The organism is Zymobacter sp. IVIA_12111.31 C1, assembly GCF_047495495.1.
In the GTDB taxonomy this organism is placed as follows: Bacteria; Pseudomonadota; Gammaproteobacteria; order Pseudomonadales; family Halomonadaceae; genus Zymobacter.
Map to the genome: position 1 here is coordinate 1,752,307 of NZ_CP179930.1, position 26,091 is coordinate 1,778,397.

28 protein-coding genes and 1 tRNA gene are annotated in these 26,091 nt (G+C 56.5%); 11 read left to right on the forward strand and 18 right to left on the reverse strand.

Translation table 11 applies throughout. From position 1 onward, the window contains the following. Positions 1 to 21: 21 nt before the first annotated feature. From ACMHYW_RS07840 to ACMHYW_RS07875, 8 genes are read left to right on the forward strand one after another with little or no spacing between them, the layout of a single operon-like run. Complete coding sequence (locus ACMHYW_RS07840; RefSeq protein WP_414499444.1) at positions 22 to 918, forward strand: baseplate hub protein; 897 nt, start codon at positions 22 to 24, stop codon at positions 916 to 918. Next, positions 911 to 1,639 carry a hypothetical protein gene (locus ACMHYW_RS07845; protein ID WP_414499445.1) on the forward strand — a complete coding sequence of 243 codons (729 nt, stop codon included), beginning with the start codon at positions 911 to 913 and terminating at the stop codon, positions 1,637 to 1,639. The genes ACMHYW_RS07840 and ACMHYW_RS07845 overlap by 8 nt, the downstream gene beginning before the upstream one ends. A 10-nt stretch (positions 1,640 to 1,649) precedes the next feature. Then, on the forward strand, positions 1,650 to 1,940 hold the full coding sequence (locus ACMHYW_RS07850; protein WP_414499446.1) for a hypothetical protein: 291 nt from the start codon (positions 1,650 to 1,652) through the stop codon (positions 1,938 to 1,940). Between the two features lie 56 nt (positions 1,941 to 1,996). Then, on the forward strand, positions 1,997 to 2,350 hold the full coding sequence (locus ACMHYW_RS07855; protein WP_414499447.1) for a hypothetical protein: 354 nt from the start codon (positions 1,997 to 1,999) through the stop codon (positions 2,348 to 2,350). A 7-nt stretch (positions 2,351 to 2,357) separates the two neighbouring features. Then, positions 2,358 to 3,572 (forward strand): baseplate J/gp47 family protein, encoded by a 1,215-nt coding sequence (locus ACMHYW_RS07860; protein WP_414499448.1) that lies wholly within the window; start codon positions 2,358 to 2,360, stop codon positions 3,570 to 3,572. Further along, the gene (locus ACMHYW_RS07865) at positions 3,572 to 4,168 is read left to right on the forward strand and encodes a DUF2612 domain-containing protein (RefSeq protein WP_414499449.1); all 597 of its coding nucleotides are present in this window, start codon (positions 3,572 to 3,574) and stop codon (positions 4,166 to 4,168) included. The genes ACMHYW_RS07860 and ACMHYW_RS07865 overlap by 1 nt, the downstream gene beginning before the upstream one ends. Before the next feature lie 4 nt (positions 4,169 to 4,172). After that, positions 4,173 to 5,633, forward strand: coding sequence for a hypothetical protein (locus tag ACMHYW_RS07870; protein ID WP_414499450.1), 1,461 nt, complete (start codon positions 4,173 to 4,175; stop codon positions 5,631 to 5,633). Further along, positions 5,633 to 6,220, forward strand: coding sequence for a hypothetical protein (locus ACMHYW_RS07875; protein WP_414499451.1), 588 nt, complete (start codon positions 5,633 to 5,635; stop codon positions 6,218 to 6,220). The genes ACMHYW_RS07870 and ACMHYW_RS07875 overlap by 1 nt, the downstream gene beginning before the upstream one ends. A 222-nt stretch (positions 6,221 to 6,442) precedes the next feature. On the opposite strand, the gene ACMHYW_RS07880 is transcribed toward ACMHYW_RS07875, so the two are convergent. From ACMHYW_RS07880 to flgB, 14 genes are all read right to left on the reverse strand, one after another. Further along, on the reverse strand, positions 6,443 to 7,606 hold the full coding sequence (locus ACMHYW_RS07880) for an FRG domain-containing protein (RefSeq protein ID WP_414499452.1): 1,164 nt from the start codon (positions 7,604 to 7,606) through the stop codon (positions 6,443 to 6,445). A 47-nt stretch (positions 7,607 to 7,653) separates the two neighbouring features. Next, entirely contained in the window at positions 7,654 to 7,872 is a 219-nt protein-coding gene (locus ACMHYW_RS07885; protein WP_414499453.1) for a tyrosine-type recombinase/integrase, read from the reverse strand. 249 nt (positions 7,873 to 8,121) lie between these two features. Next, positions 8,122 to 8,212: transfer RNA gene (locus tag ACMHYW_RS07890), tRNA-Ser, on the reverse strand. Between the two features lie 207 nt (positions 8,213 to 8,419). Beyond that, a complete protein-coding gene (gene flgL / locus ACMHYW_RS07895; protein ID WP_414499454.1) occupies positions 8,420 to 9,364 on the reverse strand; it encodes a flagellar hook-associated protein FlgL in 945 nt (314 codons plus the stop codon). A gap of 52 nt (positions 9,365 to 9,416) precedes the next feature. Then, positions 9,417 to 10,751 carry a flagellar hook-associated protein FlgK gene (gene flgK, locus ACMHYW_RS07900; RefSeq protein ID WP_414499455.1) on the reverse strand — a complete coding sequence of 445 codons (1,335 nt, stop codon included), beginning with the start codon at positions 10,749 to 10,751 and terminating at the stop codon, positions 9,417 to 9,419. Positions 10,752 to 10,964: 213 nt separating this feature from the next. Further along, the gene (gene flgJ / locus ACMHYW_RS07905) at positions 10,965 to 12,080 is read right to left on the reverse strand and encodes a flagellar assembly peptidoglycan hydrolase FlgJ (RefSeq protein ID WP_414499456.1); all 1,116 of its coding nucleotides are present in this window, start codon (positions 12,078 to 12,080) and stop codon (positions 10,965 to 10,967) included. Further along, positions 12,080 to 13,210: a flagellar basal body P-ring protein FlgI gene (locus ACMHYW_RS07910; protein ID WP_414499457.1), complete on the reverse strand. Its 1,131-nt coding sequence runs from the start codon at positions 13,208 to 13,210 to the stop codon at positions 12,080 to 12,082. The genes flgJ and ACMHYW_RS07910 overlap by 1 nt, the downstream gene beginning before the upstream one ends. A 9-nt stretch (positions 13,211 to 13,219) precedes the next feature. Next, positions 13,220 to 13,864 carry a flagellar basal body L-ring protein FlgH gene (locus ACMHYW_RS07915; protein WP_414501486.1) on the reverse strand — a complete coding sequence of 215 codons (645 nt, stop codon included), beginning with the start codon at positions 13,862 to 13,864 and terminating at the stop codon, positions 13,220 to 13,222. An 83-nt stretch (positions 13,865 to 13,947) separates the two neighbouring features. Then, on the reverse strand, positions 13,948 to 14,730 hold the full coding sequence (gene flgG, locus ACMHYW_RS07920; RefSeq protein WP_414499458.1) for a flagellar basal-body rod protein FlgG: 783 nt from the start codon (positions 14,728 to 14,730) through the stop codon (positions 13,948 to 13,950). Between the two features lie 103 nt (positions 14,731 to 14,833). Further along, on the reverse strand, positions 14,834 to 15,586 hold the full coding sequence (flgF, locus tag ACMHYW_RS07925; protein WP_414499459.1) for a flagellar basal-body rod protein FlgF: 753 nt from the start codon (positions 15,584 to 15,586) through the stop codon (positions 14,834 to 14,836). Between the two features lie 77 nt (positions 15,587 to 15,663). Beyond that, complete coding sequence (flgE, locus tag ACMHYW_RS07930) at positions 15,664 to 16,806, reverse strand: flagellar hook protein FlgE (protein ID WP_414499460.1); 1,143 nt, start codon at positions 16,804 to 16,806, stop codon at positions 15,664 to 15,666. 89 nt (positions 16,807 to 16,895) lie between these two features. Continuing rightward, positions 16,896 to 17,606 (reverse strand): flagellar hook assembly protein FlgD, encoded by a 711-nt coding sequence (locus ACMHYW_RS07935; RefSeq protein WP_414499461.1) that lies wholly within the window; start codon positions 17,604 to 17,606, stop codon positions 16,896 to 16,898. A 39-nt stretch (positions 17,607 to 17,645) separates the two neighbouring features. Beyond that, on the reverse strand, positions 17,646 to 18,044 hold the full coding sequence (flgC, locus tag ACMHYW_RS07940) for a flagellar basal body rod protein FlgC (RefSeq protein ID WP_414499462.1): 399 nt from the start codon (positions 18,042 to 18,044) through the stop codon (positions 17,646 to 17,648). A gap of 121 nt (positions 18,045 to 18,165) precedes the next feature. After that, positions 18,166 to 18,588, reverse strand: coding sequence for a flagellar basal body rod protein FlgB (gene flgB / locus ACMHYW_RS07945; RefSeq protein WP_414499463.1), 423 nt, complete (start codon positions 18,586 to 18,588; stop codon positions 18,166 to 18,168). A gap of 298 nt (positions 18,589 to 18,886) precedes the next feature. Between flgB and flgA the strand changes: the two genes are divergently transcribed. From flgA to ACMHYW_RS07960, 3 genes are all read left to right on the forward strand, one after another. Further along, positions 18,887 to 19,585, forward strand: coding sequence for a flagellar basal body P-ring formation chaperone FlgA (flgA, locus tag ACMHYW_RS07950; protein ID WP_414499464.1), 699 nt, complete (start codon positions 18,887 to 18,889; stop codon positions 19,583 to 19,585). A 179-nt stretch (positions 19,586 to 19,764) separates the two neighbouring features. After that, on the forward strand, positions 19,765 to 20,055 hold the full coding sequence (gene flgM, locus ACMHYW_RS07955) for a flagellar biosynthesis anti-sigma factor FlgM (RefSeq protein WP_414499465.1): 291 nt from the start codon (positions 19,765 to 19,767) through the stop codon (positions 20,053 to 20,055). Between the two features lie 70 nt (positions 20,056 to 20,125). Next, a complete protein-coding gene (locus tag ACMHYW_RS07960) occupies positions 20,126 to 20,593 on the forward strand; it encodes a flagella synthesis protein FlgN (RefSeq protein WP_414499466.1) in 468 nt (155 codons plus the stop codon). Between the two features lie 356 nt (positions 20,594 to 20,949). Here ACMHYW_RS07960 and phnP read toward each other — a convergent pair whose 3' ends face one another. The 4 genes from phnP to ACMHYW_RS07980 form a co-directional block, all read right to left on the reverse strand. Continuing rightward, positions 20,950 to 21,720 (reverse strand): phosphonate metabolism protein PhnP, encoded by a 771-nt coding sequence (gene phnP / locus ACMHYW_RS07965; RefSeq protein WP_414499467.1) that lies wholly within the window; start codon positions 21,718 to 21,720, stop codon positions 20,950 to 20,952. A gap of 89 nt (positions 21,721 to 21,809) precedes the next feature. Beyond that, complete coding sequence (flhA, locus tag ACMHYW_RS07970) at positions 21,810 to 23,894, reverse strand: flagellar biosynthesis protein FlhA (RefSeq protein WP_414499468.1); 2,085 nt, start codon at positions 23,892 to 23,894, stop codon at positions 21,810 to 21,812. Between the two features lie 34 nt (positions 23,895 to 23,928). After that, complete coding sequence (gene flhB / locus ACMHYW_RS07975; RefSeq protein WP_414499469.1) at positions 23,929 to 25,077, reverse strand: flagellar biosynthesis protein FlhB; 1,149 nt, start codon at positions 25,075 to 25,077, stop codon at positions 23,929 to 23,931. Between the two features lie 262 nt (positions 25,078 to 25,339). After that, the gene (locus ACMHYW_RS07980) at positions 25,340 to 26,023 is read right to left on the reverse strand and encodes a protein phosphatase CheZ (protein ID WP_027705449.1); all 684 of its coding nucleotides are present in this window, start codon (positions 26,021 to 26,023) and stop codon (positions 25,340 to 25,342) included. Positions 26,024 to 26,091: the final 68 nt, after the last annotated feature.

Genomic DNA, 26,091 nt, shown 5'->3' on the forward strand with positions numbered 1-26,091 from the left:
CTTTTATTATCTGGAATTCCTATGCTCAAAAAACGTAAAATCGTCACTCGCATCAGTCTATCTACTGAGAGTGGTGAGTTCGACGGTGGCAAGGGGCGCGATGTGATCTTGGAGGGCTATCGTACGATGGCCGAGATCACCGATATCTCATGGTATTCCGGCGGCACCCTCTCCATGCGTATCTATGGCGTACAACCCGAGGTCATGAACAAGCTGTCGACACTGGGCATACGCACCGACATCGTGGCCAAGAACACCATTTCCATTCTTGCCGGATACGAGGCAGGCAGCGGTGAACCGGGCAGACTGGATGAGATCTATTCAGGCTCGATACACACTGCCTACGCTGACTATTCAGCTCAGCCCAACGTTTCACTCTCGCTTGAGGCTACGGCCGGTTTCTTCGAAGGCCTGCAACGGGTGCCGCCAACGGCTCATCGAGGTGACACCAAGGTGGCACCGCTGATTGAGGCCCTTGCCAACGAAATCGGCTGGGCATTCGTCAACGATGGCGTCACCACGGTATTGCGCGATGTCTGTGTGGAAGGCTCTGCTATCGAGCAGATTCAAGACTTGGCTCGCGCGGCGGGCATTGCCTGCATCATGAGCTCGAACACCGTCACTATCTCCCCCTATAACGGCATCACCTCATCGACACCCGTTGAGGTATCCCCCGAGACAGGACTGATTGGCTACCCTGCCTTTGCTTCAGGTGGTATTGCCGCGAATACCCTTTTCAACCCGGCCATCAAGGCAGGCGGCAAGGTCAATCTCTCGACGTTCGTACCGCAAGCCAACGGTGAGTTCAACGTTCACACCGTACAGCACCGCATCTCGTGCGAGGCCCCCGATGGGGAGTGGTCGACGCACTTTTATGCCAACAAAGAAGGCCTACACCTGAACGGACGCCATGACTAACACCGCTCCCTACGGCCGCCCCGAAGCGGCACGTGCCTCTATGAAGGCCGACTTCGATTTCATCATCGACCGTATTATTGGCAAGCACCGCACTGTAACGCTGGTACAGGTAGTCGCCGTAAGAGATGAGAACGGCAACGGCGAACCCGATGTGGGCTGCGTCGACCTCAAGCCGCTGGTGATGGCGAAAGACCCACACGGCAAGCTCTACTCCCACGGCACGCTGTATAACGTGCCTTTTTTTCGTCTGCAGGGCGGCAGCAATGCGATCATCATCGACCCGCAGGTGGGCGATATTGGCATTGCGGTGATTGCCGACCGCGATATTTCCAATGTGAAGAGCACCAAGGCCGAAGCGCCGCCCGGGTCAGATCGTCGCTACTCGCTCGACCAAGCGCTGTACATCGGCGGCCTGCTCAACGGCGAGCCGCAGCAGTACATCACGTTCACGTCGAAAGGTATCAACATCACCTCGCCCACTGCCGTGACCATCAACGCCCCTACCCTGACGTTCAACGGCAACGAGATGATCGTCAACGCGAAGCAGTCAGTCAGCGTTCAGACCCAGACCGTCAATCTGACGGCCACGCAGGCATTCAACATCGTCAGCCCGCAGTCGGCCTATACCGGCAAGGTCATCATCAACGGTATCGACTTCGACACCCACAAGCATCAGGACGTACAGCCAGGCAAAGGCTTGACCGGTCTACCCTCGGCATAAGGAGACGCCCATGGTGAACAATAAGTGCGTGGCGTTTGATAACCCCGATACCCAAATGCGTGAGGTTTATATCGGTGGTCGGCTGGTCTTCAACGCCTACCGCGCAGAAATTCCCGAACTGGGCGGATCGTGGGGACGTCAGGTGTCGTGGTACCTGTATAACGCAGGGCCATGGCGTGACAACATCTTCTGGCCGCCGCATGAACGCTACCGCGATGCGCTGCCGGAACAGTACCAACGGCAGGCGATTCCCTGCGATCAAGTCCCGATTCCAGACGATGCCCCGCCCATGCATGCCTGACATGCCCACCGCCGACCATGAGTCGGTTTTTTTGTATCTGAATATTGGAATGAGATATGGCGAAGACGCTACTGCTTGATCAGGACGCGTGGGATTTGGTGCTGGATGCGTCAGGCAATATCGCCGTGGCAGATGCGCCCTATGCCGCCGCACAGGACGTGGCCAGTGCTCAGCGCACGCTCCGCAATGACTGCTGGTACGACACCGACCGCGGCATTCCCTACCGCGAGATGGTGCTCGGCCAGCTTCCCCCACAGGCGCTGTTTCAGCATTGGCTTGAACAGGAAGCCTTGCGCGTGCCACTGGTGAAGTCAGCCAGTGCCGTCATCACATCCTTTGCCGATGGCGCGATCGGCGGGGTCACGAATATCACGCTCACCACTGGGCAAACAATCACCACGACCGTGTGAGGTTTATATGGCCACCACTAACGTGCCTGCGGTCACCTTTTCGACTGCGGGCGTATCCCTTCCCAACGAAACCGATATTCTGTCGGGCCTAATGGCCGATATCGACGCCGCTTTTGGGGGCGGCATGAACCCCGATATCACCACGCCGCAGGGCCAGCTGGCGCAGAGCTTGGCGGCCATCATCGGCAACGTGTACAACAACACCGCGTGGCTGGCCAATAACCTTGATCCCGACGTGGCCAGCGGCCGAATGCAAGACGCGATCGGACGCATCTACTACCTCGATCGTAACCCCGGCACCGGCACTGTCGTCACGGCCACCTGCCGTGGTCGCTCTAATACGGTGATTCCGGCGGGCAGTCTAGCGCAGGACGCCAACGGTTATTTGTACGTCAGTACGCACGCGGGCACGATTCCGCGCAATGGCCAAGTCGATATCCAGTTTCAGTGCCAAACCATCGGCCCGATCGCTTGTCCCGCGGGTAACTTATCGCGTATCTACCGCAACATTGACGGCTGGGAGTCGATCACCAATCAAGCGGCGGGTACCGAAGGCGGTTATACCGAATCCCGATCGGCCTTTGAGCTGCGCCGCAAGGAAAGCGTGGCGATCAACAGCCGCTCAACGACGCATGCCATCCGCGCCCAGCTGCTCTCTACTACGGGCATTGTTGACGCTTACGTGTGGGACAACATCGAAGGCGCGACCGTCGAGCACGGGGCCAGCAAGTACCCGGTCCCGGCAGGCTATCAGTATATCTGCGTCGCTGGCGGCAACGCCGCTGACATTGCCAAGGCGATCTTCCAGAAGCGCAACGCGGGCATCCCGATGGTCGGTGATACCGAATACACGGTCGAAGACGAGCAGTATCTGGAGCCTCGCCCGACCTACACCCTTAAATGGGTGACCGCCAAACCGAAGCCCGTCTACTTCAAGATCAAGATCGCCAAGAACAACCGCATTCCCGGCAATGCCGAGGAGCTGATTCGCGCGGCCGTAGTCGATGCCTTCTACGGCACCGATGGCACCTCCCGCGCCCGCATTGGTGCCCGTATTCTGCCCGGCAAGTTCTACGGCCCCGTGAGCAATATCGACTCCAGCATCGAAGTGCAGTCGATTACGTTGGGCTTTGATAGCAAGGCCGACCAGACCGCTGTCACGGCTGGCGCGGACGAACGGCCCACGATTGAGACCGCTAACGTCAGCGTGGAGATGATCTGATGCTGACCTCGACGATTGGCTGGAAAGAGACCCTGCTCACCCAGTACGCCAACAGCCCCACCCTCTGCGAACTGATTGAGCGCTTCCACGCGGCCATCGCGCTATCGACGCAACAAGCCATTCAGCAGTTCTTCAACATGATCTGGAACATCGACACCGCGGTGGGCTATGGGCTAGACGTGTGGGGCAAGATCATCGGGGTATCCCGCCAGCTGCAAGTGTCTGGCAACGTCGCCTATCTGGGCTTTGTGGAGCAGTACGCCAAGGCCACTCAGAACATCGGCCCGCAGCCTTTTAACGTGGCCCCCATGCGCCCTTCGACCACCGATAACGGGGTCTACCGCCTTGATGACAGCGCTTACCGCCTGCTGATCATGACCAAGGCGATGAGCAATATCACCGATGGCACAGTCCCCAGCATCAACCGCCTGATCTCGTATCTGTTCAAGGACCGCGGTCGGGCGTGGGTCGTTGATCACCTCGATCACACCATCGGCCTGCACTTCGATTTTCTGCTCACGACCATCGACCTCGCCATTCTCGCTAATTCTGACGTCATGCCGCGCCCGGCAGGCGTGTCTATTTCACTGGAGTAACGTCATGAAGATCACTGACGCCCCCGCCCCCATTGCGACACCGTTCGCTCAAAGCGGCACCCGTAACGACATCCCTGATACTGATCCCGGCTTCACAGGTGACACCGCAGGGCGGGCGGCCTTTGCCACTGGCTTTCCTGAGATCACCATGCGCCCGATTGCAGCGGGAGGTGTGCCGCCTTTCGGTGCGGACTTCAATGGCATCTTGTACGCACTGAGCAATGCCGTACGCTTCTACGGCGCAGGGGGCCACTACAAATTCAACGCAGACTTTGCGTCGAAGATTGGCGGCTACCCGATGGGCGCTACGGTGCAAGCCACCGACAACATGGGCCACTGGCTCAACGTGGTTGAGTCGAACAGCACCGATCCGGAAAGCAGCCTGTCTACAGGCTGGTTGCCACTCGCCGATCATAACGGCACCGCCACCGTCAATTTGACGGCCAGCACCGCCCTAACCCCGCTACAAGCCGCCAAGGCCAATCTGCGCTTCACAGGCACACCTACGGGTAACGTTACCGTCACCTTTCCCGCATGGACCAAACGCTACTCCATCATCAATGACTGCGCAGGCGATGGTGCCATCATCTGCACCACAGGCAACGGTGAGTCAATCAGCATCAAGAACGGCGCCAAGTACGAGGTCGGCTGTGACGGCAAGAACCTGACCATTTCCACGGTCAACGCCTCGCAAGTCTTCGCCGAGGCCAACAAGAACATCAGCGCCCTTGATGCGCCGACCGTACAGCAACTGCTCAACGCACTGGGCAGTGCAGCAGCTCATGCGGCAAGCGATTTCGATGCAGCTGGGAGTGCCAAGGCGGCGGCGGATGCGCTCGCACAGTCGCTCGCAAAGATCGCTACTACCGGCAATATGGCCGACGCCCTCGGCATACTGGCCATTGAGCATGGCGGCACCGGGGCCACTGATGCAGCAAAGGCTCGCGACAACCTTGGTTTGAAAGCGGGCGCCACGATGACCAAGTCGGACGCCAATGTTACGCAGCTGTCCGGCAACGCCAATGAAGCCGCCACGACCGAACAGCTTGTTCAATTGCGGGAACGCTGCCCAATAGGCGATTCAACTAGGCAGCTGGGCTTTGTCAATGGGGACAAGACCCGTCCTTATATGCTCTCCAACACGGGCGAAATCATCGAGCTGGAGCGCCGTGTCGTGACTTATGGTGATCAATACGCAGGCAGACGAGTTTATGCCGACGGCTATTGTGAGCAATGGGGACGCGTGGGATATGGCGATATTTCACCCGTACCCACTACCGTTACCGTCACGTTTCCCATCACCTTTTCAACGGTGCTTGGGGCTGTGGGCACGCCCGATACAACCCAAAAAGTCACTATGTCGAGAGTCAACCTAAGAACAAACTCGGTGTTATTTAATATGTATGAGTTCGACGGGGCAAACGTCGGCGGAAGCGTTGTATGGCGCGCATGGGGGTACTTGTAATGTATTACGTTGACGTTATTTCGAAAGGCATCTTTCTTTCGCATGACCACTTCAAACGTGCACAGGGTAGCGATGCCGACACCGCACAACTGATTGCCATCAGCGATGAAGAGCATGAAGCGCTTATCTCTGCCTTTTCCCAAGGCCATGCCCTGCACGCAGAAGATGGGGCTGTAACGACCCTAGCGCCTGATGGTCCCACCATTGAAGAACGGCGGACACGAGCAATCAATGCCATTGACGCAGCAGCAGATACGGCCCGTACTCGCGACAACTCTATTGGTCAGCTACTGGACGTGGAATACCAGCAGGTTATCGAAGCTCACAGCCGATGGTACGCAGAAGGGTATGATGAGGCGAAGTGCCCCGAAGAAATCACAGCCTGGGCGAATGCCGAAGGCATCAGCGCGCTACAGGCAGCGATGGGTATTGCAGAAGCGGCAGCCCACCGCGAGGGAGTGATTCGCCAGATACGGACGATCCGACTGGAAGGGAAAGCGGCTGTGCGTGGTGCTGGCGACGATACCGACTTCGCTGCTATCGCCCAGCCGTTCATAGAGCAACTAGGAAGCATTAGTAACCAATGACAGAAATAACCACCAAGCCAGAATGACCGCCCCGCTCTGCCGGGGCTTTTTTGTGCCAAGGCGCTTTCGAGTTTCGGCTCGGGAGCCTTGGCCTAGGCCATTTAGAGACTGTTTCATAACCCGAGCAATTGCCTTTGTCCCTGCTAGAACAGGCGGATTCTGCCGCGCTGCTGTAATTTAAATCCCATTAAGAAGTATTGAGGTTATGAAACACGCTCTTAATCAGCATTCAAGCCCAGACAAAATGTTTTCTTTCACCTCTTCAGAAAATAAAGCAAGCTCTGGGTAAATAAAACTTCTTTTAATACCATAGCGCGAAAGTTCTTTCATTATTTTTTTTGCAAATATCCTTCGTATATTAATTTTAACAACACCGCTTTCTTTTACATCATCATTGATTTCATCAATTGAATTGATAGAGTTTTTTCCATCCACAAAATAGTTAGATTCGAATTCAGGAGCACCACACTTTTTAGAAAACAAGAAAAAACCTTGTTGATTTTTAATCCTATTATTTATAGGAAGAGGCTCTATTATCAAGTGATTTTTGCCATAGATATCAACTCCTGCCGGACCGTTAATATGATTAAACGAGGTTTTACGCAGGGTTTCAATTATGTCCCCAATCTCTCTCTCAAAGGTTTCAAAGTTATCATTTCTAACTAAATCAATAGCCAAGTCAGACAGCTTTATTATTATGCTATTAGACAATTCTATGAAATTATTTAGTTCTGAATTTTGAAAGCAAATTCTTCCTTTAAACCCATCTAAAAAAATTTTTTTATCACGTTCATTTTTAATTTTAACAATTACATCGCTAATTATTTTTATACATTCTTTCGACCTATCTTTTTTTTCAATAAAGACATTTCTGATTAAAACCAGACCTTCTATAATATAAGCCATGGAATTGTTAACTGCAGAACGATCACATTTAATTTCATTGGTAACAAAGCGGCTACTTGATACTATAAGATCAGATTCTTCTGTGGATTTAAAAATAAAAACCGACATATATTCGGCATCATTTTCGGTTTCAGCGGCGAAATAAAGTGCAACAAGAGGATTATTCGAAAGGTCAATCAACCTTGTTGGCATGCCATAATGTTGCGCTGTCATCAATATATCAATTGTATCATTTGAGTGGTTTTTTAAACAAGATGATTCGGAATAAGCGGGTATTCTTTCCTCAAAACGTTCAAAAACTTTTGATGAAAAAATACCAGGGTTATTGTATATTTCGGCTCTACCGCATCTAGAAATGAATCTAAAAACAGACGAGCTAATATCAAAGTCACTTGATGATTGCCCTCTGAAAAATACATATCCATATTCTGGATATAATTTATCGATTACATTTAAAAAATCACCCACGCTTTCTATCATAATAATTTTCTCAAAGTTGCCTAATATATTTCCAACTAATTAGCATGTTACCGCGTCATTTTTCGACACTGCTCAAAGTGTATTGCTTGATTGTATATCCCGGCTACGCTGGGCCCCTTATGCGCCAGCAGGGCCTCTCCATAATCGCGATCCCAGCCATGTTTTCGTAACAGTGTAGACGCTGTATGACGAGCGCCATGCCCTACCAGCCTACCTTTATACCCAATGGCAACTAGGGCTCGGTTGATCGTGTTCTCGCTCATCATTGAGTTTCGGTGAAGGAAGCGTGCATCGCCTTCTTCTCAATAACGTTCATTTGGCACCAGTTACGACCTAAAACTTTAGTCTAACAATACTCCAAAACTAGTTAGACTTTAGTCTATTTTTGCCCCAACCCTTGCCGGTCTACTCCTAGCTGTATAACGGCTACCGTTATACACGTTATACTTTTGGGCGTTTTTCCTTCCAGAAACGAAAAAAGGGAACCAGCTAAGTAGCTGATTCCCTTAATGTTCTGGCGGAGGGACAGGGATTCGAACCCTGGAAGGGCTATTAACCCTTGCCGGTTTTCAAGACCGGTGCATTCAACCGCTCTGCCATCCCTCCGACGGGTGTAAATACTACTCTCTTACCCCTTTGGGGTCAACCAATTTCTTACTTAATCAGCAAGTTGATCTACCTGACAAGACCACTGAGATGGCCCTACTTCCGTAGTGCTGGCCACGCAATCAAGCCGTTCGGGATAGGTTATGGAATCTCTTCAGCCCTGCCCCAAAAATGACGACAGCGGCACTAAACCGCTGTCGCCGTGACTTACAGCAGATCCATCAGTGAGGTGCCATTCAGCATTGCATAGGAGCGGATGGCCGCTTCGTAGCCCACCTGACTCAGGGAGTAGTTGGAGATGGCTTCCGCCATATCCGTTACGCCCAATTTGTCGATGCTGTCCTGCAGGTTGACTTTGTTGTCTGCCCACTGGGTATCCAGCGCGCTGATTTCATTCATTCGTGTCCCGCCTTCGGCGCGCACAATGGAAATGTTGTCCATTCCGCTATCGAGCTTCTTGAGGCCCGCCGACAGTGTTTCCTGAATGCTGCTAACGTTCGTGGTACCGTCTTCCGTAGGCGTTTCCAGCGCGTTAACCATGTCCTTGATGACGTTGAACAGGTTTTCGCCATCGCTTGTCTTAAAGGCGCTGTCTGCGGTCACTACACCACTCACCGTACGGCTAGCGTCCACACGGTAGCTCATGCGATCGCCGCCCTGATAGTCCTGACCGCTGGCCGTCTGGGTGATGGTCATGGTCGACTCATCAATATTGAATGGTGCCTGATCGCTCTTGTAACCCGAGAACAGATAGTTGCCGCTACCATCGCGTGTGTTGGCTACGCTCGCCAGTGTTTCATACCCACCGCGCAAGTCCTTGGCCAATGCACTGCGGTTCTCATCGGTCAGCGTGCCGTTGAGTGCCTGAACCACACGCGTACGCACGTCCTGCAATGCATCCGTTGCACTACCGAGTGCCGTTTCCTGCAGTTTGAGCTGATTGTTCATCTCTGTACGTGTGCTGCTGTACTGACCATTCTTGGACATTTCATTGTCCAGCCCTACCAGGCGTGCCGACCCGTAAGCGTCATCCGACGGGTTGGTAATGCGCTGGTTGGTGATGACCTTGGTGTACGCCTCTTCCATCGTTGTCTGCTGCTTCTGCATGCCTGTCAGGCTACGACTCTGCAGCAAGGAACTACTGATCCGCATGATGTACTCCTAAATGACGTTCGATAACCTATATCGTTGATAACTGCCCGAATCAGTTCAGCTGCAGGATGGTATCCATCAGTGTCATGGCAGTAGACAGGATTTTGGAGTTGGCCTTGTAGTAGGTCTGGAACTGCATCAGATTTGAAAATTCTTCGTCAGTGTTGACCCCAGACAGGGACTGCTGCTTTTCTTCGAGCTGGGCTGTGACTTTGCCCTGCGCTGTCACGCGGTTGTTGATGTCCGTGACCGCAGTACCTACAGCGCTGACGTTGCTGGCATACGCTTCGCTGAAGCTCATTTCGGTGTTGCCGATCTGGAAGCGCTGGTTTTGCAGGTCTGCCAGCAGCAGAGCGTTGCGGTTATCCTTTTCACCGGAATCAGAAGCGGACGCAGCGGCCAGTTTGCGCGGATCCGTGAGGGCGACCTTGATACCTGCCGCAACATCCGGTGCGTTTGCCTCTATTTCGAACAGGGCGCTGCCCTGCTGACCATCCATATCGTAACCCTGGGTCTGGATGGCGTTGACCTGTGTCACTACCGTCTGTGCCAGGTTGCTGAGGTTGGTACGCGCGTTGGCCAGATCACCATTGCGGAATTCAGCGGTGCCGCCCAGCGTCCCACCCGTCAGCGTTTGTGCACGGGTTTCATCGAGCTTGAAGTAATCGCTACCGGCTACCAGTGTGGAACCATCGCTCAGGCTGATGTTGAGCTGAGTGCCGTCCTGCGCGATCACATCGACACCGACGATCTTGCTCAGCTCGGCTACGGCCTGATCACGAGCATCCAGCAGTTCGTTGGGCTCGGCGTTGGTCTCTGCACGAACCTTGGAAATCTTTTCATTCAGCTGGCTGATCTGTTCGCCGTACTTGTTCACCTGCTCGACGTTGGTTTTGATCGTGGCATCGGCGGTCGATTCGTACGTTTGCAGCTGGCTGGACAGCGAGTTGAACAGGTTGGCCATTGACTGACCGTTGCTCAGCACGGTCTGGCGTGCAGCCGTTGACGTCGGGTCCTGAGCCAGCGTAGAGGTCGCGGAAAAGAATTCATTGATGCGCTTGTCGAGCGACGTGCTGTCCGTCGATGAATAGGTATACAGCTTGTCCAGCTTGTTCAAGCCGTCCTGTTGTGCCGTGTAATCAGCCTGAGAGCTATAGGAGCTGTTGCGCTGATTGTTGAGCGTCGAATCGTAGTAGCGCTCGGCATTGCTGGTGAAGACACCACTCCCTACGCGAATCACCCCACCACTCTGCGGAGCTTCCGTCGAGGTGACGTACTGGCGAGAGTAGTTTTTATTCGTGTAGTTATCGAGGTTGTTGCTTGTCGTTGCCAATTGAGCGTTGGCATTGCGCAGGCCGCTGGTCGCAATACTAAACAAGTTACTCATGTTGGGTTTGCCCTTGAGATATTGCCATTGGAGTGGTGAAAAAGGTCTTGCGAATGATTGGCGTACAAAGATGTTTCTTATGATGTCTGACTATGCCCTGACTATCGGCGCAATGTACGAAAACTTGAGTAGCTGCTAGCGCTACAGGCCGCGCCATAGCTAAAGAAAAGCGCACGTAAATGTGCGCTTTTCTCGTAAGCAGGGTGATTACCGCTAGAAGATGCGGGAAGGGTCATCGTCCAGACTGGCATATTGCCGGACGGCGCTACGCGAGGCTGCTGATACGGTACGCTGCTGCCGTTCTTGGGCCGTCACTTCCAGTGACTCAGGCAGCAGATCAATGATGGAATGAAGCTTCTCGGCATAGTGCGGGTCAGTGGCATAGCCGCGCTTCTGGAGCAGTGAAGCCCCTTCATGCGCCGTACTGCCGGCAATTCCGCTGTAGCGCGGATGCGAGGTCAGCATGCGTGCATAGTCTCGCATGGCGTGCTCGTCGGACTCGTAGGCGCGGAAGCGCTCCTGTCGCTGCGAAGCCACGCCGTTTTCATACTCAGTCGTGGTGGTCGCACGGCTGGCCTCGGCATAGCGCCCAACGGCCTTGATACCGAACAGGTTGTGTCCGTCCCGCCCATCCTGATGCTTCACATCGTGGCGACCCCAACCGGTTTCCAGTGCAGCCTGTGCCACGATAAGGCGTACAGGAATACCGCTTTCCGCACTGATGCGACGGGCGCTATCACCGATACGTGCCAAGAAATTGGCCACATGAGGTGCGGCCTGCAGCTTCTCGCGCGCGATCTCCCACAGCGATGAGACAGAAGAAGAGCTGTCGGTCGCTGATTCCTGATGCTGATGCCCTGCCGACACCATCTGACCGGCCGCCACATGTTCGGTCGGTGCACTGTGCACGCCAAACTGACGCTGGGCCTGTGCCTCGGCCGCGATATCGTTGATGGCGCGCGGCTGGCCCATCGGGATACCTGCCAGCGTTGCCAGAGTGGCACTGTCAGCAGCGCCCCCCTGGGCCGTTGTCCGTCCGCCGCCAAGCTGCTGCTGCATCATGTCAGCGATACCAATGCCGCGCGACGACATGGCCTGCGCCAGCTGCATGTCACGCATCTGGCCCATGGTCTTCATCGCCTCGCTGTTATAAAGGCTGCTTTCCGGCACCGAGGCACGCATCGTCTTCAACATCATGTTGAGGAAGATCGCTTCAAACTGCTGCGTGACCGGCTTGAGCCCAGAACCCGCCTGCTGGCGCTCGGCGCGCGAGATGCTGGACAGACCGTTAACGTCCAGAGCGAATCCGCGAGAGGCATCAATCGTCATCAGATGATCTCCAGATCCGCCTGCAGAGAACCGGCAGCCTTAAGCGCTTCCAGAATCGAGATCAGATCCTGCGTTGATGCGCCCAGAGAGTTCAGGCTGTTGACCACATCCACCAGATCCGTGCTGGCCGGAATAACCTGCAAGGCACCGCTTTCAGACTGCACCGAGATATTGGCGCGCGGTGTGGTACGGGTCTCGCCGTTGCTCAGCGGGCCTGGCTGGCTGACTTCATCCTGACGGTCAATCGTGATCGACAGGTTGCCATGCGCTACGGCGGCACGACGCAACTTCACGTCGGAGTTCATGACCACCGATCCGGTACGCGAGTTGATGGTGACCTTGGCGGGCGGTGCGGCTTCGTTGACCTGAACATTCTGCACCTGTGCCAAGAAACCAACCCGCTCTGCCGGGTCCATCGGGGCAATCAGCTGAATGTTGCGGGCATCCATGGCGGTTGCGATCGGGCGCTTGAAGTAGCGGTTGATCGCCGTCATGGTAGCGGCTGCCGTGTTGAAGTCGGCACGCTTGAGGTCAAGGCTGACGATACCGTTGCGGCTCATATCCAGCGCCACCGAGCGCTCGATCGTCGCCCCGGCAGGAATGCGTCCTGACGACAGCTGGTTGATGGTGACACTGGAGCCACCGGATTCGGCACCGGCACCACCGATGACCACGTTCCCCTGCGCCAGCGCATAAACCTGCCCATCAGCCCCTTTCAATGGCGTCATCAGCAGCGTACCGCCGCGCAGGTTCTTGGCCGTTCCGACCGAGGAAACGGTCACGTCGATCTGCTGCCCAGGGCTGGCGAACGGCGGAATGTTGGCCGTCACCATGACGGCGGCCACGTTGCGCAGCTGCATGTTGGTACCGGAAGGCACCGTGATGCCCAATTCCGACAGCATGTTATTCAATGTCTGTGTCGTAAACGGGGTCTGTGTGGTCTGGTCACCACTGCCATCCAGCCCGACAACCAGTCCATAACCGATGACCGCGTTGTCACGAATCCCCTGGATCGTGGCGATGTCGCGAATCCTGTCGGCGCTGGCCAGCGGAACAACTGCTGGACTCAGCGTCAGCAAGGTACCCAGTGCAAGTGACAGTGCGCGGCGCGCAGTAATTGAACGTGGCATAATCAGGTATCAGAACGGTGAAATGTTAAGGAAGACGCGCTGCAGCCAGCCCATGCGCTGTGCTTCATCAATGAAGCCATCGCCGTAGTATTCGAGACGGGCATCCGCAATCTGCGTCGACTGAATCGTATTCTGTGCGGTGATGAAGCGCGGGTTGACGATCCCGGACAGGCGGATGTACTCGGTGCCCTGGTTGATGCCAATCTGACGTTCACCGATGACCGACAGATTGCCATTGGGCAGCACATCACGCACGGTCACAGAAATGGTGCCCGTTACGCTGTTGTTCGCGGCCGCAGCCCCTTTGCCGCTGAAGTCGTTCTTGCCCGACATATCCATGTTCTGCGATGCGTCGACAAGACCACCCGTCAGCTTCGGCACGGCCGTTACGGTCAGACTGCCCGAGCCTTCGCGACTCGCCGAGGCGGAAGAGTTCTTGGCGGCATTGACCTTCTCGTTTAGAACGACGGTCAGGATGTCACCAATCCCGCGTGGACGACGGTCTTCGAACAGCGGACGAACGTAGTTCGCCTGATAGATCGAGCCGTTGGCGACGGCAACCGGTGCCGGCTGGGGCGGCGAGCTGGTCGGCCCGTTGACGATGTTCTGGCGCGGAACGTACGCACAGCCTTCGAGCACCGCCAGCAGCACCATGCCCAGCACGCCCGGCAGCCATGATGAGGAACGCGTGCGGCAGCGCGTACGCGCTGCCTGTTTGTCATTGTGCGTACTCATGATCACAGCTGCGCCAGTTTGCTAAGCATCTGGTCTGCCGTGGACACAGCCTTGGAGTTGATTTCGTAAGAGCGCTGGGTCTCGATCATGTTCACCATTTCCTGCACCACGTTGACGTTGGATTTTTCCACGTAGCCTTGGTACAGGCTGCCCGCACCGTTGGTGCCCGGCTGGGAATCATTGCGCGTACCGGACGCATCGGTTTCCATGTACAGGTTGTCACCGAGGCTCTGCAGCCCGGTCGGGTTGATGAACATCGACAGCTGGATCTGTCCGACCTGCTGAGCGGCCGAGTTCCCCGCCTGCGTCACGGATACAACCCCATCCTTGCCTACCGTAAAGGAGGTGGCGTCGGACGGAATGGTGATCGTCGGGTCGACCGGATAGCCCAGCGAAGTTACCAGCTGGCCGTTCTGATCCACCTGGAAGGCGCCGTCACGGGTATAGGCCGTGTTGCCATCGGGCAGCTGTACAGCAAAGAAACCGTTGCCGTTGATCGCCAGATCCTTGGAGTTGCCGGTCTGCTCCAGGCCGCCCTGCGTATGCAGGCGTTCGGTGGCCATCACGCGTACCCCGGTCCCCATCTGCAGGCCTGACGGCAGGTTGGTCTGCGCAGAGGACATCGCCCCCGGCTGACGTTCGTTCTGATAAAGAAGATCTTGGAAAACAGCGTTGGAACGTTTGAACCCGTTGGTCGAGACGTTCGCCAGGTTGTTGGACGTGACGTCCAGCTGAACCTGCTGAGCTTCGAGCCCAGTCTTAGCGGTAGAAAGTGCACGCAACATGCGAGTGCTCCTCGGATATCCTGAATAGCATGAATAAAGGAAAGGCCTGCGTGCCCTATGGCCGATCGCTCACGTATCCGGCGCAAGCAGACCCTCACAAGAATCAGTTCACTCCCAGCAGAGAATTGGCTTTCTGCTCGTTCTCATCAGCGGTGCTGAGCGTCTTCATGTTCATCTCGAAACGGCGAGCCACGTCGATCATGGACACCATCGCATCGACGGCTGACACGTTGCTGGTTTCGATCGCACCGCTCACCACGCGAACGGTGTTGTCCGGCTGCGCGGGGGCGGCGGCAGAGCCGTCCGGATTGGCGCGCTGCGCGAACAGGCCATCATCGCCGCGTTCCAGCGATGACAGGGCGGGTTTCACCAGCTTGAGCTGCCCGATCTCATCCATGCGCTTGCCATCGTTCGAACGCACCATCACGGTGCCTTCACCGTTGATGTTGACATCGCCTTCGGTAGGCAGCACCAGCGGCTCGCCACCGGTACTGCGGACAGGATGACCGTGGGACAGCAGCATGCCGTTGCCGTCGACCTGTAGGCCGCCGTTACGGGTGTACCCTTCAGAACCGTCCGCTCGAGTGACGGCCAGCCAGCCTTCCCCTTTGATGGCGACATCCAGCGGGCGACCGGTCGTTTCGACCGTACCCTCTTTCGTTTCCATCCCCGGGGTTGTCTGCACGGCGGAAACGCGCGTGCCCTCACCGTCACCCTGTACCGGTACGGCACGGGTAGCGGCCAGCTGCGCGCGGAACCCTGGGGTACTGACGTTGGCCATGTTGTTGGCCACGATCGTCTGGCGATCCAGCGACTGCTTGGCTCCAGACATCGCGGTATAAATCATCCTGTCCATAACGATTCCTGCTCAGGTAGTGCCTCTATTCACCGCCACCGCTAACCGGTGGCGGTGCTCAGGCCTTCATGACGTCATCAGGACTTCATGCTCATGACCGTCTGCAGGATCTGGTCCTGCGTCTTGATGGTCTGAGAGTTGGCCTGATAGTTACGCTGCGCAACGATCATGTTGACCAGCTCGGAAGAGGTATCAACGTTCGATGCCTCGCGAGCGCTGGACTGCAAATTGCCAAGAGCGCCGGTACCCGGAGTACCCAGCAGCGCCTGACCGGATTCGGTCGTTTCGACATATGCGGTATCGCCGATCGGTGACAGCCCGTTCATGTTGCTGAACGTTCCCATCACGATAGTGCCCAGCGTCTGTTTCTGGTCGTTGGAGTACTTGGCAATTATCTGCCCAGTTGAATCGATCGAAAGGCTGGAATAGTCACCGGCCTTGTAACCGTCCTGGGAAATAGAGATGTTGCTGAAGTCGCGCGCGTACTGCGTAGAGCCGGTGAAATCGAGCGTTGCATTGAACGCTGAGGTACCGTTGTTCAGATCGCCAAAGTTCAGCGCCATCGTCTGACCGGAGGTCAGCTGGCCGTTGCTATCGAAGACCAGAGAAGACGACTGGACATTGTCCGTGCGGCCGTCAATGGCGGCTTTGGCATCCCACGTGTTGCTGGCCGTTTTGGTGAACGTGACCTGTACGCTGTGGGAGTTACCCTGAGAGTCGTACACGGTCAGGCTACGGCTGCTGCCCTGGCCCACTTCGGTATTGGAGTTGAGGTTGTAGCTGGCCGCTGCACTGGTGGTTGCCTTGGCCGCCATCGCATTGCGGTTGACCTGAATAGCCGCAGGCTCACCACCGGTCGTAGTACCGGTATAGCCGGTCAGCTGGCCGCCCGTGGAGTTGACCAGATAGCCATCCTTGTCCAGCGTGAACTGACCATTGCGGGAGTAGACAGTCTGGTTGCCTTGGGTCAGACGGAAGAAGCCGCTACCGTTGATCGCCAGATCGAGTTCGCGCGATGACTGCTCGATGGAACCAGAGCTGAAGTCCTGGCTCGTGCCCGTTACGCGGGTACCGATACCCGTTGCACCGGCGTAGATGTCAGCGAACTCGGTACGTGCGCCCTTGAAGCCCACGGTCTGAGAGTTTGAAATGTTGTTACCGATGGTATCCAGGCTGCTGGAGGCGGCCTTGAGACCACTGACGCCCTGTGTGAAGCTCATGGTTCACCCTTATTCAATGTCTGTTTCAATTGATTGAGAATGGCCCTTGGCATACACCCATGCAGGCAGGGCCATAGGTTATGCACAGATCAGAAGATCTGATAAACGTCGTTCAGCGTGGTGTTGCCACTCGTCCCCAGATCAAGCTGGACAGTGCCGCTCGTGCCGGTATTAAGCACACCGTTGACCAGTGCATAGTTAAGCGCCGTCACGTTAACCGCACTTCCCTGCGAGGAAGCGGAAACGACAGCGTGATAGTTGCCCGAAGCGACCGCGTTGCCGGACTCATCCAGGCCGTCCCACGTCATCGACTGCATACCAGCGTTCTGGGCGCCCAGATCGAAGCTCTTGATCACTTCGCCGGAGCTGTTGGTGATCTTGAGCTTGACGCTGTCTGCGGCGGCCGCAAGGTTGAAGCCGAACGGCGTCGTTACCACACCGTCAGACGTGCTGGATACGGAAATGCGATCACCGCTGACCAGTACGCCATGCCCCGTCAGCGAGCTGGCCTGCAGCTGCTGCGAGGTGTCGATCTGGCTGGTAATGCCTTTCAGCGTGGTGTTCAGGCTTTCGATACCGCTAACGGTATTGATCTGAGCCAGCTGTGCGGTGGTTTCTGTGTTGCTGGCCGGATCAGTCGGATCCTGGTTCTGCAACTGCGCCATCAGCAGCGTCATGAACTGCTGTTGCAGGTCGGTGCTGGCGGACGTTGTTGAAGAATCACTGCTGGACGATGACGAACTCTTGTTTACCGGAATGGTCGAGATCGACGTCGACGAGGCACCAATTACACTGCTCATATCATGCTCTCCTTGCGGTTCGGGTCTGCCGATTCAGGCCTACTGCCCCATCGACAGCGTCTTGCTCATCAGGCTCTTGTGCGTACTCAGCACTTCGAGGTTGGCCTGATAGGAGCGTGACGCTGAAATCATGTTGACCATTTCTTCAGTCGGATCGACGTTCGGCATGGTGATATAGCCCTGCGCATCCGCCATGGGATGGCCCGGCGAATACTCGCGGCGCAGCGGCCGCTGGTTTTCGACAACTTGGGAAACCGTGACGCCGCCAACGGCCTCGCCCGGCTGGATGTCGGCCTGAAACACGACTTCGCGTGCCCGGTAAGGCTGTCCGTGCGGGTCAGCAACGCTGTCGGCGTTGGCCAAGTTGCTCGACACGGCGTTCATGCGCTGCGACTGGGCAGTCAGCGCGGAGCCCGAAATATCAAAGATGGACGGCATAAAACGTGTATTCCTTCTTTATCCTGATCTCACGCGCCACACCCTGAGTCAGAAACGACAGCGCAGTGGCCCGCGCGGCTGAGGTTCAGACCGCTTCGTGGCGCACTGCCGGAAGGCGCGCTCACTCGGAACCGCGCATCACCGTCGTCATGCTCTGGATATGGTTGGTGATCATCTGAAGATCCGCCTGATAATGCAGACTGTTCTCAGCGAAGTTGACGCGCTCCATGTCCATATCCACGGTGTTGCCGTCGAGACTGGACTGCGCGGGAATGCGATACCCTAGCTGCGGATCATCCAGCGCACCGGAGGCCGTGCCTGCCATGTGCCCCGGTGACGTCACCGCTAGCGTACGGGCGCTGCTCATGCCCGCCTGAGAATCCTGAAGCGCCGCATCGAGCTGACTGCTGAAGTCGAAATCGCGCGCCTTATAGTTGGGGGTGTCCGCATTGGCGATATTGGCAGACAGCACTTCCTGTCGCTGCGCGTGCAACGACAGCGACTGCTGCATGAAATTGAAGGATGCGTTCAGCTGGTCAAGCATGAGTCCTACCCTGATGCAATTTCCGATGGCAGCAGGATAGAAAGAAATCACCGTTTTCCATCGGGCGAATAACCTCGGGTTTTCGGGCTATTTCCCCTCTTCTTCACTCAAGTGAATACGTACACTTGCTACACACCGAGGTGGTAGGCGGGCTCGTCATTCGATGCATAGAGATGGCACACGGGATGCCGATATCGCGCGCCCTTGCGACAACCACGGCGAGTCGATACTGCGGGTCAAGCAGACCGTCAGCGTTTAACAGGTGGCATACGGGTCAGTTACGAACAGAGGGGAAGTCATGAAGCGACGTGCATTGGGACTTGCAGCAGTGCTGCTGATATCAGCGAATGCAGCGGCCAGCGAAGAGCAGAGCGACCCACTCGTTTCAGTCGTCCAGCACTATGTTGAGCGCGTCGTGGCACAGCAGGAAACCTCTGGAAAGATCGTCGTAGACGTGGTCCCTGCTCTCACGAATGCAGGGCTCTGTCAGATGCCCTGCCCGTTCATGCCAGCAGGACAGCGCATGCGGGGCAACATTACGGTGGGCGTGAAATGCGTCAACGAACAGGGCCATGACATGCCGCGCTACTATCGCGCACGTATCGGCATCGAAGATGATTACATCGTGGCCGCGCGCGACATGATGCCGGGCACCTTACTGTCCGCTTCCGATATCGACACGCAGCACGGCGATATCACGCGCCTGACCACCGGCAATGCACCGCTGGCACGTGCCGCGGATGTCGTCGGTCAGCGCCTAACACGCCGCGTCGTGGCAGGCGCACCGCTGCAGACCACCATGGTCAAAGCTCCGCTCGTGATCACGCGCAATTCCCGCGTTACCGTCATCGCACGTCAGGCCGGTTTCACGATCACTGCGCAGGGTACGGCTATGGACGAAGCGCCTTCAGAGGGACAGTTGCGGGTGCGGATGGATTCGAAGAAGATCATCATGGCGAGGGCAACCGCCCCCGGCGAAGCGGTTGCTATCCATTAAAGTTAGATATGGGATAGCCTCTAGAGAAAGTGTTTACTCGCTTTTTTAATAAAAAGACTAAAGCCGTCTGCCCGAGTGCCGATATCACCCGTGCAGGTCCGGAGAATACCTGCTTTGCCTTTTGAACACATGTCTAATAAATGCTGGATGCCTTTGGCATCTTTCAAGGATACGCCACTATGAAAATCAACCAGATCAATGGCGCTGTTGCCACGTTGAGCAGCTCGAATACGGCCGCTTCCGAGCGGGCCGACGACACTCGCACGGCGTCCACTTCCCGCGCACCGGAAAGTTCTGCCACGTGGCAGTCCACGGTATCCGAAACCGTGTCCGACAACAGCCAAGACATCGACACTGCACGCGTGAGCAAGATTCGAGAAGCCATTCAGAACGGTGAGTTCAAAATCGACGTTGAAAAGATCGCTGACGGTCTGATCGACGACACCCGTCGCTATCTCGATCAGGATTAGGCCATACCCGGCCTGCCAGGCCGTCTGAAGGCGGCCTGATTGTCCATTCCTGCTGCAACACGGAGACTCCATGACGACAGCTCGTACCCTTTCACACGCCCTGGAGCAGATGAGCAACGCCCTTGCCGAGCTCAGAGTGCTTATGCGCCGCGAACACGAACTGTTTGCTCATGCAAACATCGACATCGCCGCACTCAGTGAGATTACACAGCAAAAAGCACAGCTGCTCGGACAGCTCGAAACGTTCGAACAGCAGCGTCGTGAAGTCATCGAACAACAGGGATTCAACGGCCGCGACCGCGATGCCAGCCTGGCAGCCGCCGATGCCATCGGTGAAGGCGAACGCTGGCAGGATATTCTGGAAATAGCCCGCCAAGTGAAGTCGATGAATGCCGTCAGTGCGACCATCATCGAAGAACGCTCTCGTATCGAGCGTCAGCTGATGAAGGCTATTCGCCCGGAAGAAAGCGAACCGCTCTACGGTGCCAGCGGCCGCCCGCAACGCCACCGTGCTTCGCGGTACCGCGTCGTCGGCTAAGTCCGCACAAAATTACTGCGGAACGTCTTCGACCGGCTTTACGCAGCATGAACACGCCGGCAGCGCAGGCCATGCTGACGTCAGAAGCCTTGCCCGAACAAAAAAAGCGGAGCACCGATGGCAGGGTGCTCCGCTAAACGCGCCATTGCGTCTATCGGTATGACCTCTCTTCTTTCGTACTTGTACCCTCACCTCCTTTACTCTTAGGTTGCATCAGTACCGCTGACGGCGGCCGGTTTCTCTCCGGTGCTGTATGACGTCGCGCCCTCACACTAAGCGTCACTCATTGCGTGGCATGAGCGGCAACCCTCATCGTCTCCTCGCGATCGCGCCACTCTCTTTCCAAGTCACACGCATCACAGCGTAAAGCTCATACCATCCCGCGCGACCTGCACGCCTTGCGGCAGCACGTGTGTCTGCAGGTAAACATCCAACGCGTGTCCGATATGCGTCAGGTAGGTCTCCTGCGGACGCAGACGGACATGGATATGCAACGCACTTGTCAGATCATTATGGTTGCGCGGCATGACCGCGGCAGGCGGCTCTGTGCAGTCGATGATCAGCCGATCCAATGTGCCCTGCTGCTCAAGAAACTGCAGGGTTTCGTCGGGCAACCCCACCGTATCGGTCAGATAGGCGATACGGCACTCCGAGGTTTCGATCAGATACCCCAGCGTCGGACGCGAGTGGTTCAGCGGCACCGGGGGGATCCTAAGCCGATTGAGGTGCAGCGGCTGAAAGGCCGTCAGCGGCGGCTTGAAATCCAGCATGCCCGGGTGCTTGAACAGATCATCGCACCCCGCCGGATCGGGCGGCCCATAGACGGGAATCGGCTTGCCGACACCCCAGCGCAGCGGAAAGAGCCCCTGCACATGATCCATATGATAATGGGTCAACAGGATGCAACGCTGCGTATACATGGACAGCCACGGCGCCAGCGACGGCAACCCCGCGTCGATCAGCAGAATGCCCTCAGGACTGTAAAGCGCGGCACAGCAGGAGTGCCGTCGCCAGCGAGATTCAAGCTGAGCGCGATGGCAGACGTCGCTCAGCAGTCTATGTGCGCCACAGCCGTTTGTTGTTGTGGGCGGGGAATTCGCGCCATCAGACGCTAGCGCACAACACATCCATACTCAGGTATGGCCGGAACAAAAAAGCTCCGCCGTAGCGAAGCTTTTTCATCCCGAACCCTATAAAAGAGGGTTGGAGGGGTAGATCAGTGGCTGCCGATAATGGTGGCGTAACGCACGATACGATCGTCCGGAATTTCTGCTTGGGACAGAATGCCCAGCTGCGGTATACGGCGCAGCAGGAAATGCGCCAGCAGTGGTCGCAGCAGCGGCGGCACAATCAGTACGATCGGCTCACCGGCATTCTGCTGAGTTGCAACCGCGGCCTCTGCCCGCTCGATCAGCATATCGGCCAGCCCCGGTTCGAGGGCACTGCCGTTCTGCATGGCCTGGCTTAGGATGTGCTCCAACTGCCCGTCCAGACCGATCACGTTTAGCGTCTTGTCACTGCCGAACCAGTACTGGGTAATGGCACCACCCAGCGCGGCACGTACCACCACCGTGAGTTCGTTGGGGTCTTTGGTCTGCGCACTGTGCACCGCCAGCGTTTCAAGAAGAGTACGCATATCGCGAATCGGTACTTCTTCACGCAGCAGGTTCTTCAGAATCTGCATCAGAATATCCAGCGTGATCGGTTTAGGCACAACATCCTTGACCAGCTCGGGAGCCGCTTCGCTGACGCGGTCCAGCAGCGCCTGTGTCTCGGTGCGGCCTAACAGATCACCGGCATGGCGACGCATCAGATCGTTGAGGTGTGTTGCGATAACCGTGCTGGCATCGACCACCGTATAACCGAGCAGCTGCGCGCGGTTCTGTTCCTTCTCGGAGACCCATGTGGCAGGCAATCCGAAGGCGGGGTCTTCCGTCGTCCGCCCTTCTACGCTACCGACAACACCACCTGGGTCGATTGCCAGCCATTCGCCCGGCCACGCTTCACCCTCGCCCTTCTCGACACCGTTGAGTGAGATGCGGTACCCCTGCGGGGTCAGGTTAAGATCATCCTTGATATGCACGACCGGCGGCAGGAACCCGATTTCCTGAGCGAACTTCTTGCGCACGTTGCGGATGCGGTTCAGCAGCTCATTGCCTTGGTTCTTATCCACCAGCGTGATCAGGCGATAGCCGATCTCCAGCGACAGCGGCTCAATGATCGACACGTCCTTCCAACTGGCTTCGACATTCTCGGGCGCCTTGGTGGCATTGGCCACTGCATCACGCACCTCTTTCTTCTCTTCGGTAGGCGTGCGATGGGACAGCCACCACGCCATGCCACACAGCATCGCAGTAAACAGCAGGAAGACCAGCGTCGGCATACCCGGTACGATCCCCAGCAGCCCCATCACCCCCCCGGCCAGATACAGCACCTTGGGGTTAGTGAATAGCTGAGACAGCAACTGCTGACCAACGTCCTGTTCGGTGCGCACGCGCGATACCGTGACACCCGCAGCGGTCGAAATGACCAGTGCCGGAATCTGGGCCACCAGACCATCACCGATGGTCAACAGCGTATAGGTATGCGCGGCGGAACCTAAGTCCAGCGAGTGCTGCCCGACCCCAATCACCAAACCACCGATGATATTGATGATCATGATCATGATACCGGCAATGGCATCACCGCGGACGAACTTACTCGCACCGTCCATGGAACCGAAGAAGTCGGCTTCCTGACCGATTTCCTCGCGCCGCTTGCGCGCTTCCTTCTCGTTGATCAGGCCCGCATTCAGATCGGCGTCGATAGCCATCTGCTTACCCGGCATCGCATCCAATACGAAACGCGCTCCGACCTCGGCAATACGTTCCGAACCCTTGGTGATAACCATGAAGTTGATGACGACCAGAATGATGAACACCACCATACCGACGGCGAAGTTACCACCGACGAGGAATTCGGCGAAGGCCTCGACCACTCGCCCGGCAGCGTCTTCACCCTCATGTCCATGCATCAGGATGACACGCGTCGACGCCACGTTGAGCGACAGTCGCAGCAGTGTGGAGAACAGCAGCACGGCCGGAAACGCCGCAAACTCCAGCGGCTTGGTCGTGAACATGCTGACCAACAGCACCATCACCGACAGCGTGATGTTGAAGGTAAAGAAGAGGTCCAGCACGAAAGGCGGCAGCGGCAGGATCATCATTGACAGGATCATGATGATCAACACCGGGCCGGCCAGCAGCTTCATCTGGCCGCCCGCCAGTGCAGAACCTCCGAGGAAGCGGTTCATGGTGATCATGCGTACTCAGCCTTCAGCATAATGATTGACAGGTTCATGAGGTCTGACTCCTGGTTTGAGGGTCCACCAGCTCTTCAGGAATATCGAAGTCCTGTGGCTCGTCTGGCATCTCGGTGCCATTGAGACGCGCCTGATCGAGGCGATAGACCCACGCCAACACTTCCGCGACGGCGGCATACAGCCCCTGCGGGATCTCATGCTCGAGATCGCAGTAGTGATAGAGAGAACGCGCCAGAGGCGGCGCTTCCAATACGGGAATGTCATGTTCGGCCGCGACTTCGCGGATACGGAACGCCACCTCATCGCTCCCTTTCGCCACCAGTATCGGGGCAGGCATGCCCTCCTGATAGCGCAGCGCCGCCGCATAGTGCGTCGGGTTGGTCACGATGACGTTGGCCGTCGGCACTTCCGCCATCATGCGCCGGCGTGCCATCGCCTGCTGCTGCTGACGGATCTTGCCTTTGATATGGGGGTCCCCTTCGGACTCTTTGTGCTCGCGCTTGATCTCTTCCTTCGACATCTTCAGCTTCTTGAAATGGCTGTACAGCTGATACGGCACGTCTACGGCTACGACCGCGATGAAGGCCAGTACGCTCAGCACTACGCCCTGCGCGATCATCGACATCGCGTCGATACAGGCACTGCCCACCGACAGACTGGACAATGCCAGCAGCCGATCACGGTGCGCGCGAATGAAGTACCACACCACCAGTCCGATCAACCCCGTTTTCAGTACGGCCTTGATCATCTCGGATAGCCCATGCATTGAGAACATGCGCTTGAGGCCGCTCAGCGGATTAAGCTTGGTGATATCAGGCGTCAGGGATTTAGTCGTGAACACCCAGCCCCCCAGCAGCATGGGGGCTAGCAGTGCCGTCAGAGTCAGTGCGATCATGACGGGCATCATCGCCAGAGCACCGCCTACTAATAAGGAAGCGCAATGCTGGAGTGATGCCGGCAAATCGAACAGCAACTGATGATCAAACTGCAAGCCCTTCATCATGACGTCGAACAGATAACGGCTCATCCAGCCACTGCCGATCCAGAGGGTCGCGATACCAACGACCAACATGACAAAGCTGGACAGCTCCCTTGACCGGGCAATCTGTCCTTCCTCCCGCGCCTTTTCTATTCGTCGGGCTGTCGGGGCTTCTGTCTTGTCCTGTGCGCTGTTATCAGACATGCATATCCCTGGATCGCTGGACGAAATACGCAGCATGCGCTTTCGACCGTCAGCTCAAAGCGGATGGCCCGATACGTCAGAGGGAGACCGGAGTAATCCGTGGCTAGAGAGGCTGCTCTGCGCTCGCGAGGGAAGGAGCGCCAGAGAGCAATGGGGATATGGTAGAGAGGTAAAAGAAGGAAGGAAGATAGAAAAAGATCGGAGTAACGTCGGCTGTTCCGACGATTACTCCGATGAACATCGTTTCCAACACGAGAAAGTATCAGAAACCCAGACTGTCCAGCAGGTCGTCCACCTGCTGCTGGTTGGCCACGACTTCCTTGCCGTCCGCCTTGATAGCGGGACCGTTGAGCAGCTCGCTGCCATCCTTCTGCTCTTGTTCCTTCGCCTGCTGGCGTGCACGAACAAACTGTTCGCTCTTTTCAGGCGGGAGATAATCGAGCAGTGCTTCGATCAGCTCTTTTTCCAGGGAGGTCATGGTCTCGATCATTTTCTTGACCAGCTGACCCGTGATGTCCTGGAACTCCTGCGCCATGATCACTTCCAGCAGCTTGGCATTGATCTCTTCTGACGCCGGAGGTACCTGCTGTAGGAACGCACGCGTTTCCTTCACCAAGTTCATGACCTGCGGGGTGTCGAAAGGACCATCGAACCAAGACTGCCAGCGTAATTCGAGTTCACGGGCTTCCTCACCCATCTTCTCCTGCATCGGACGCGCGACTTCGATCGCCGACAGAGAACGGTTGGCAGCGCTTTCCGTCATGTTGGCGATATAGTTCAAGCGGTCGCACACATCGGGAATGGATTCAGAAGCGCGTCGCACCTCTTCCTCCAGCCCCAGCTCGCGCATGCTTTCGTTCAGCAGGCGCGCCATGCGTCCAATGCGGCCCAGAAGCTCTGCAGCCTCTTTGTCACGCTCGTGAAGAGGTTTGTGCTCGTCGGCCATTGTTATCTCCGTATTGCCAAGGGCTGATCTCGCAACGATGTGCCGATCATCTGCTCATTCGGGCGAAC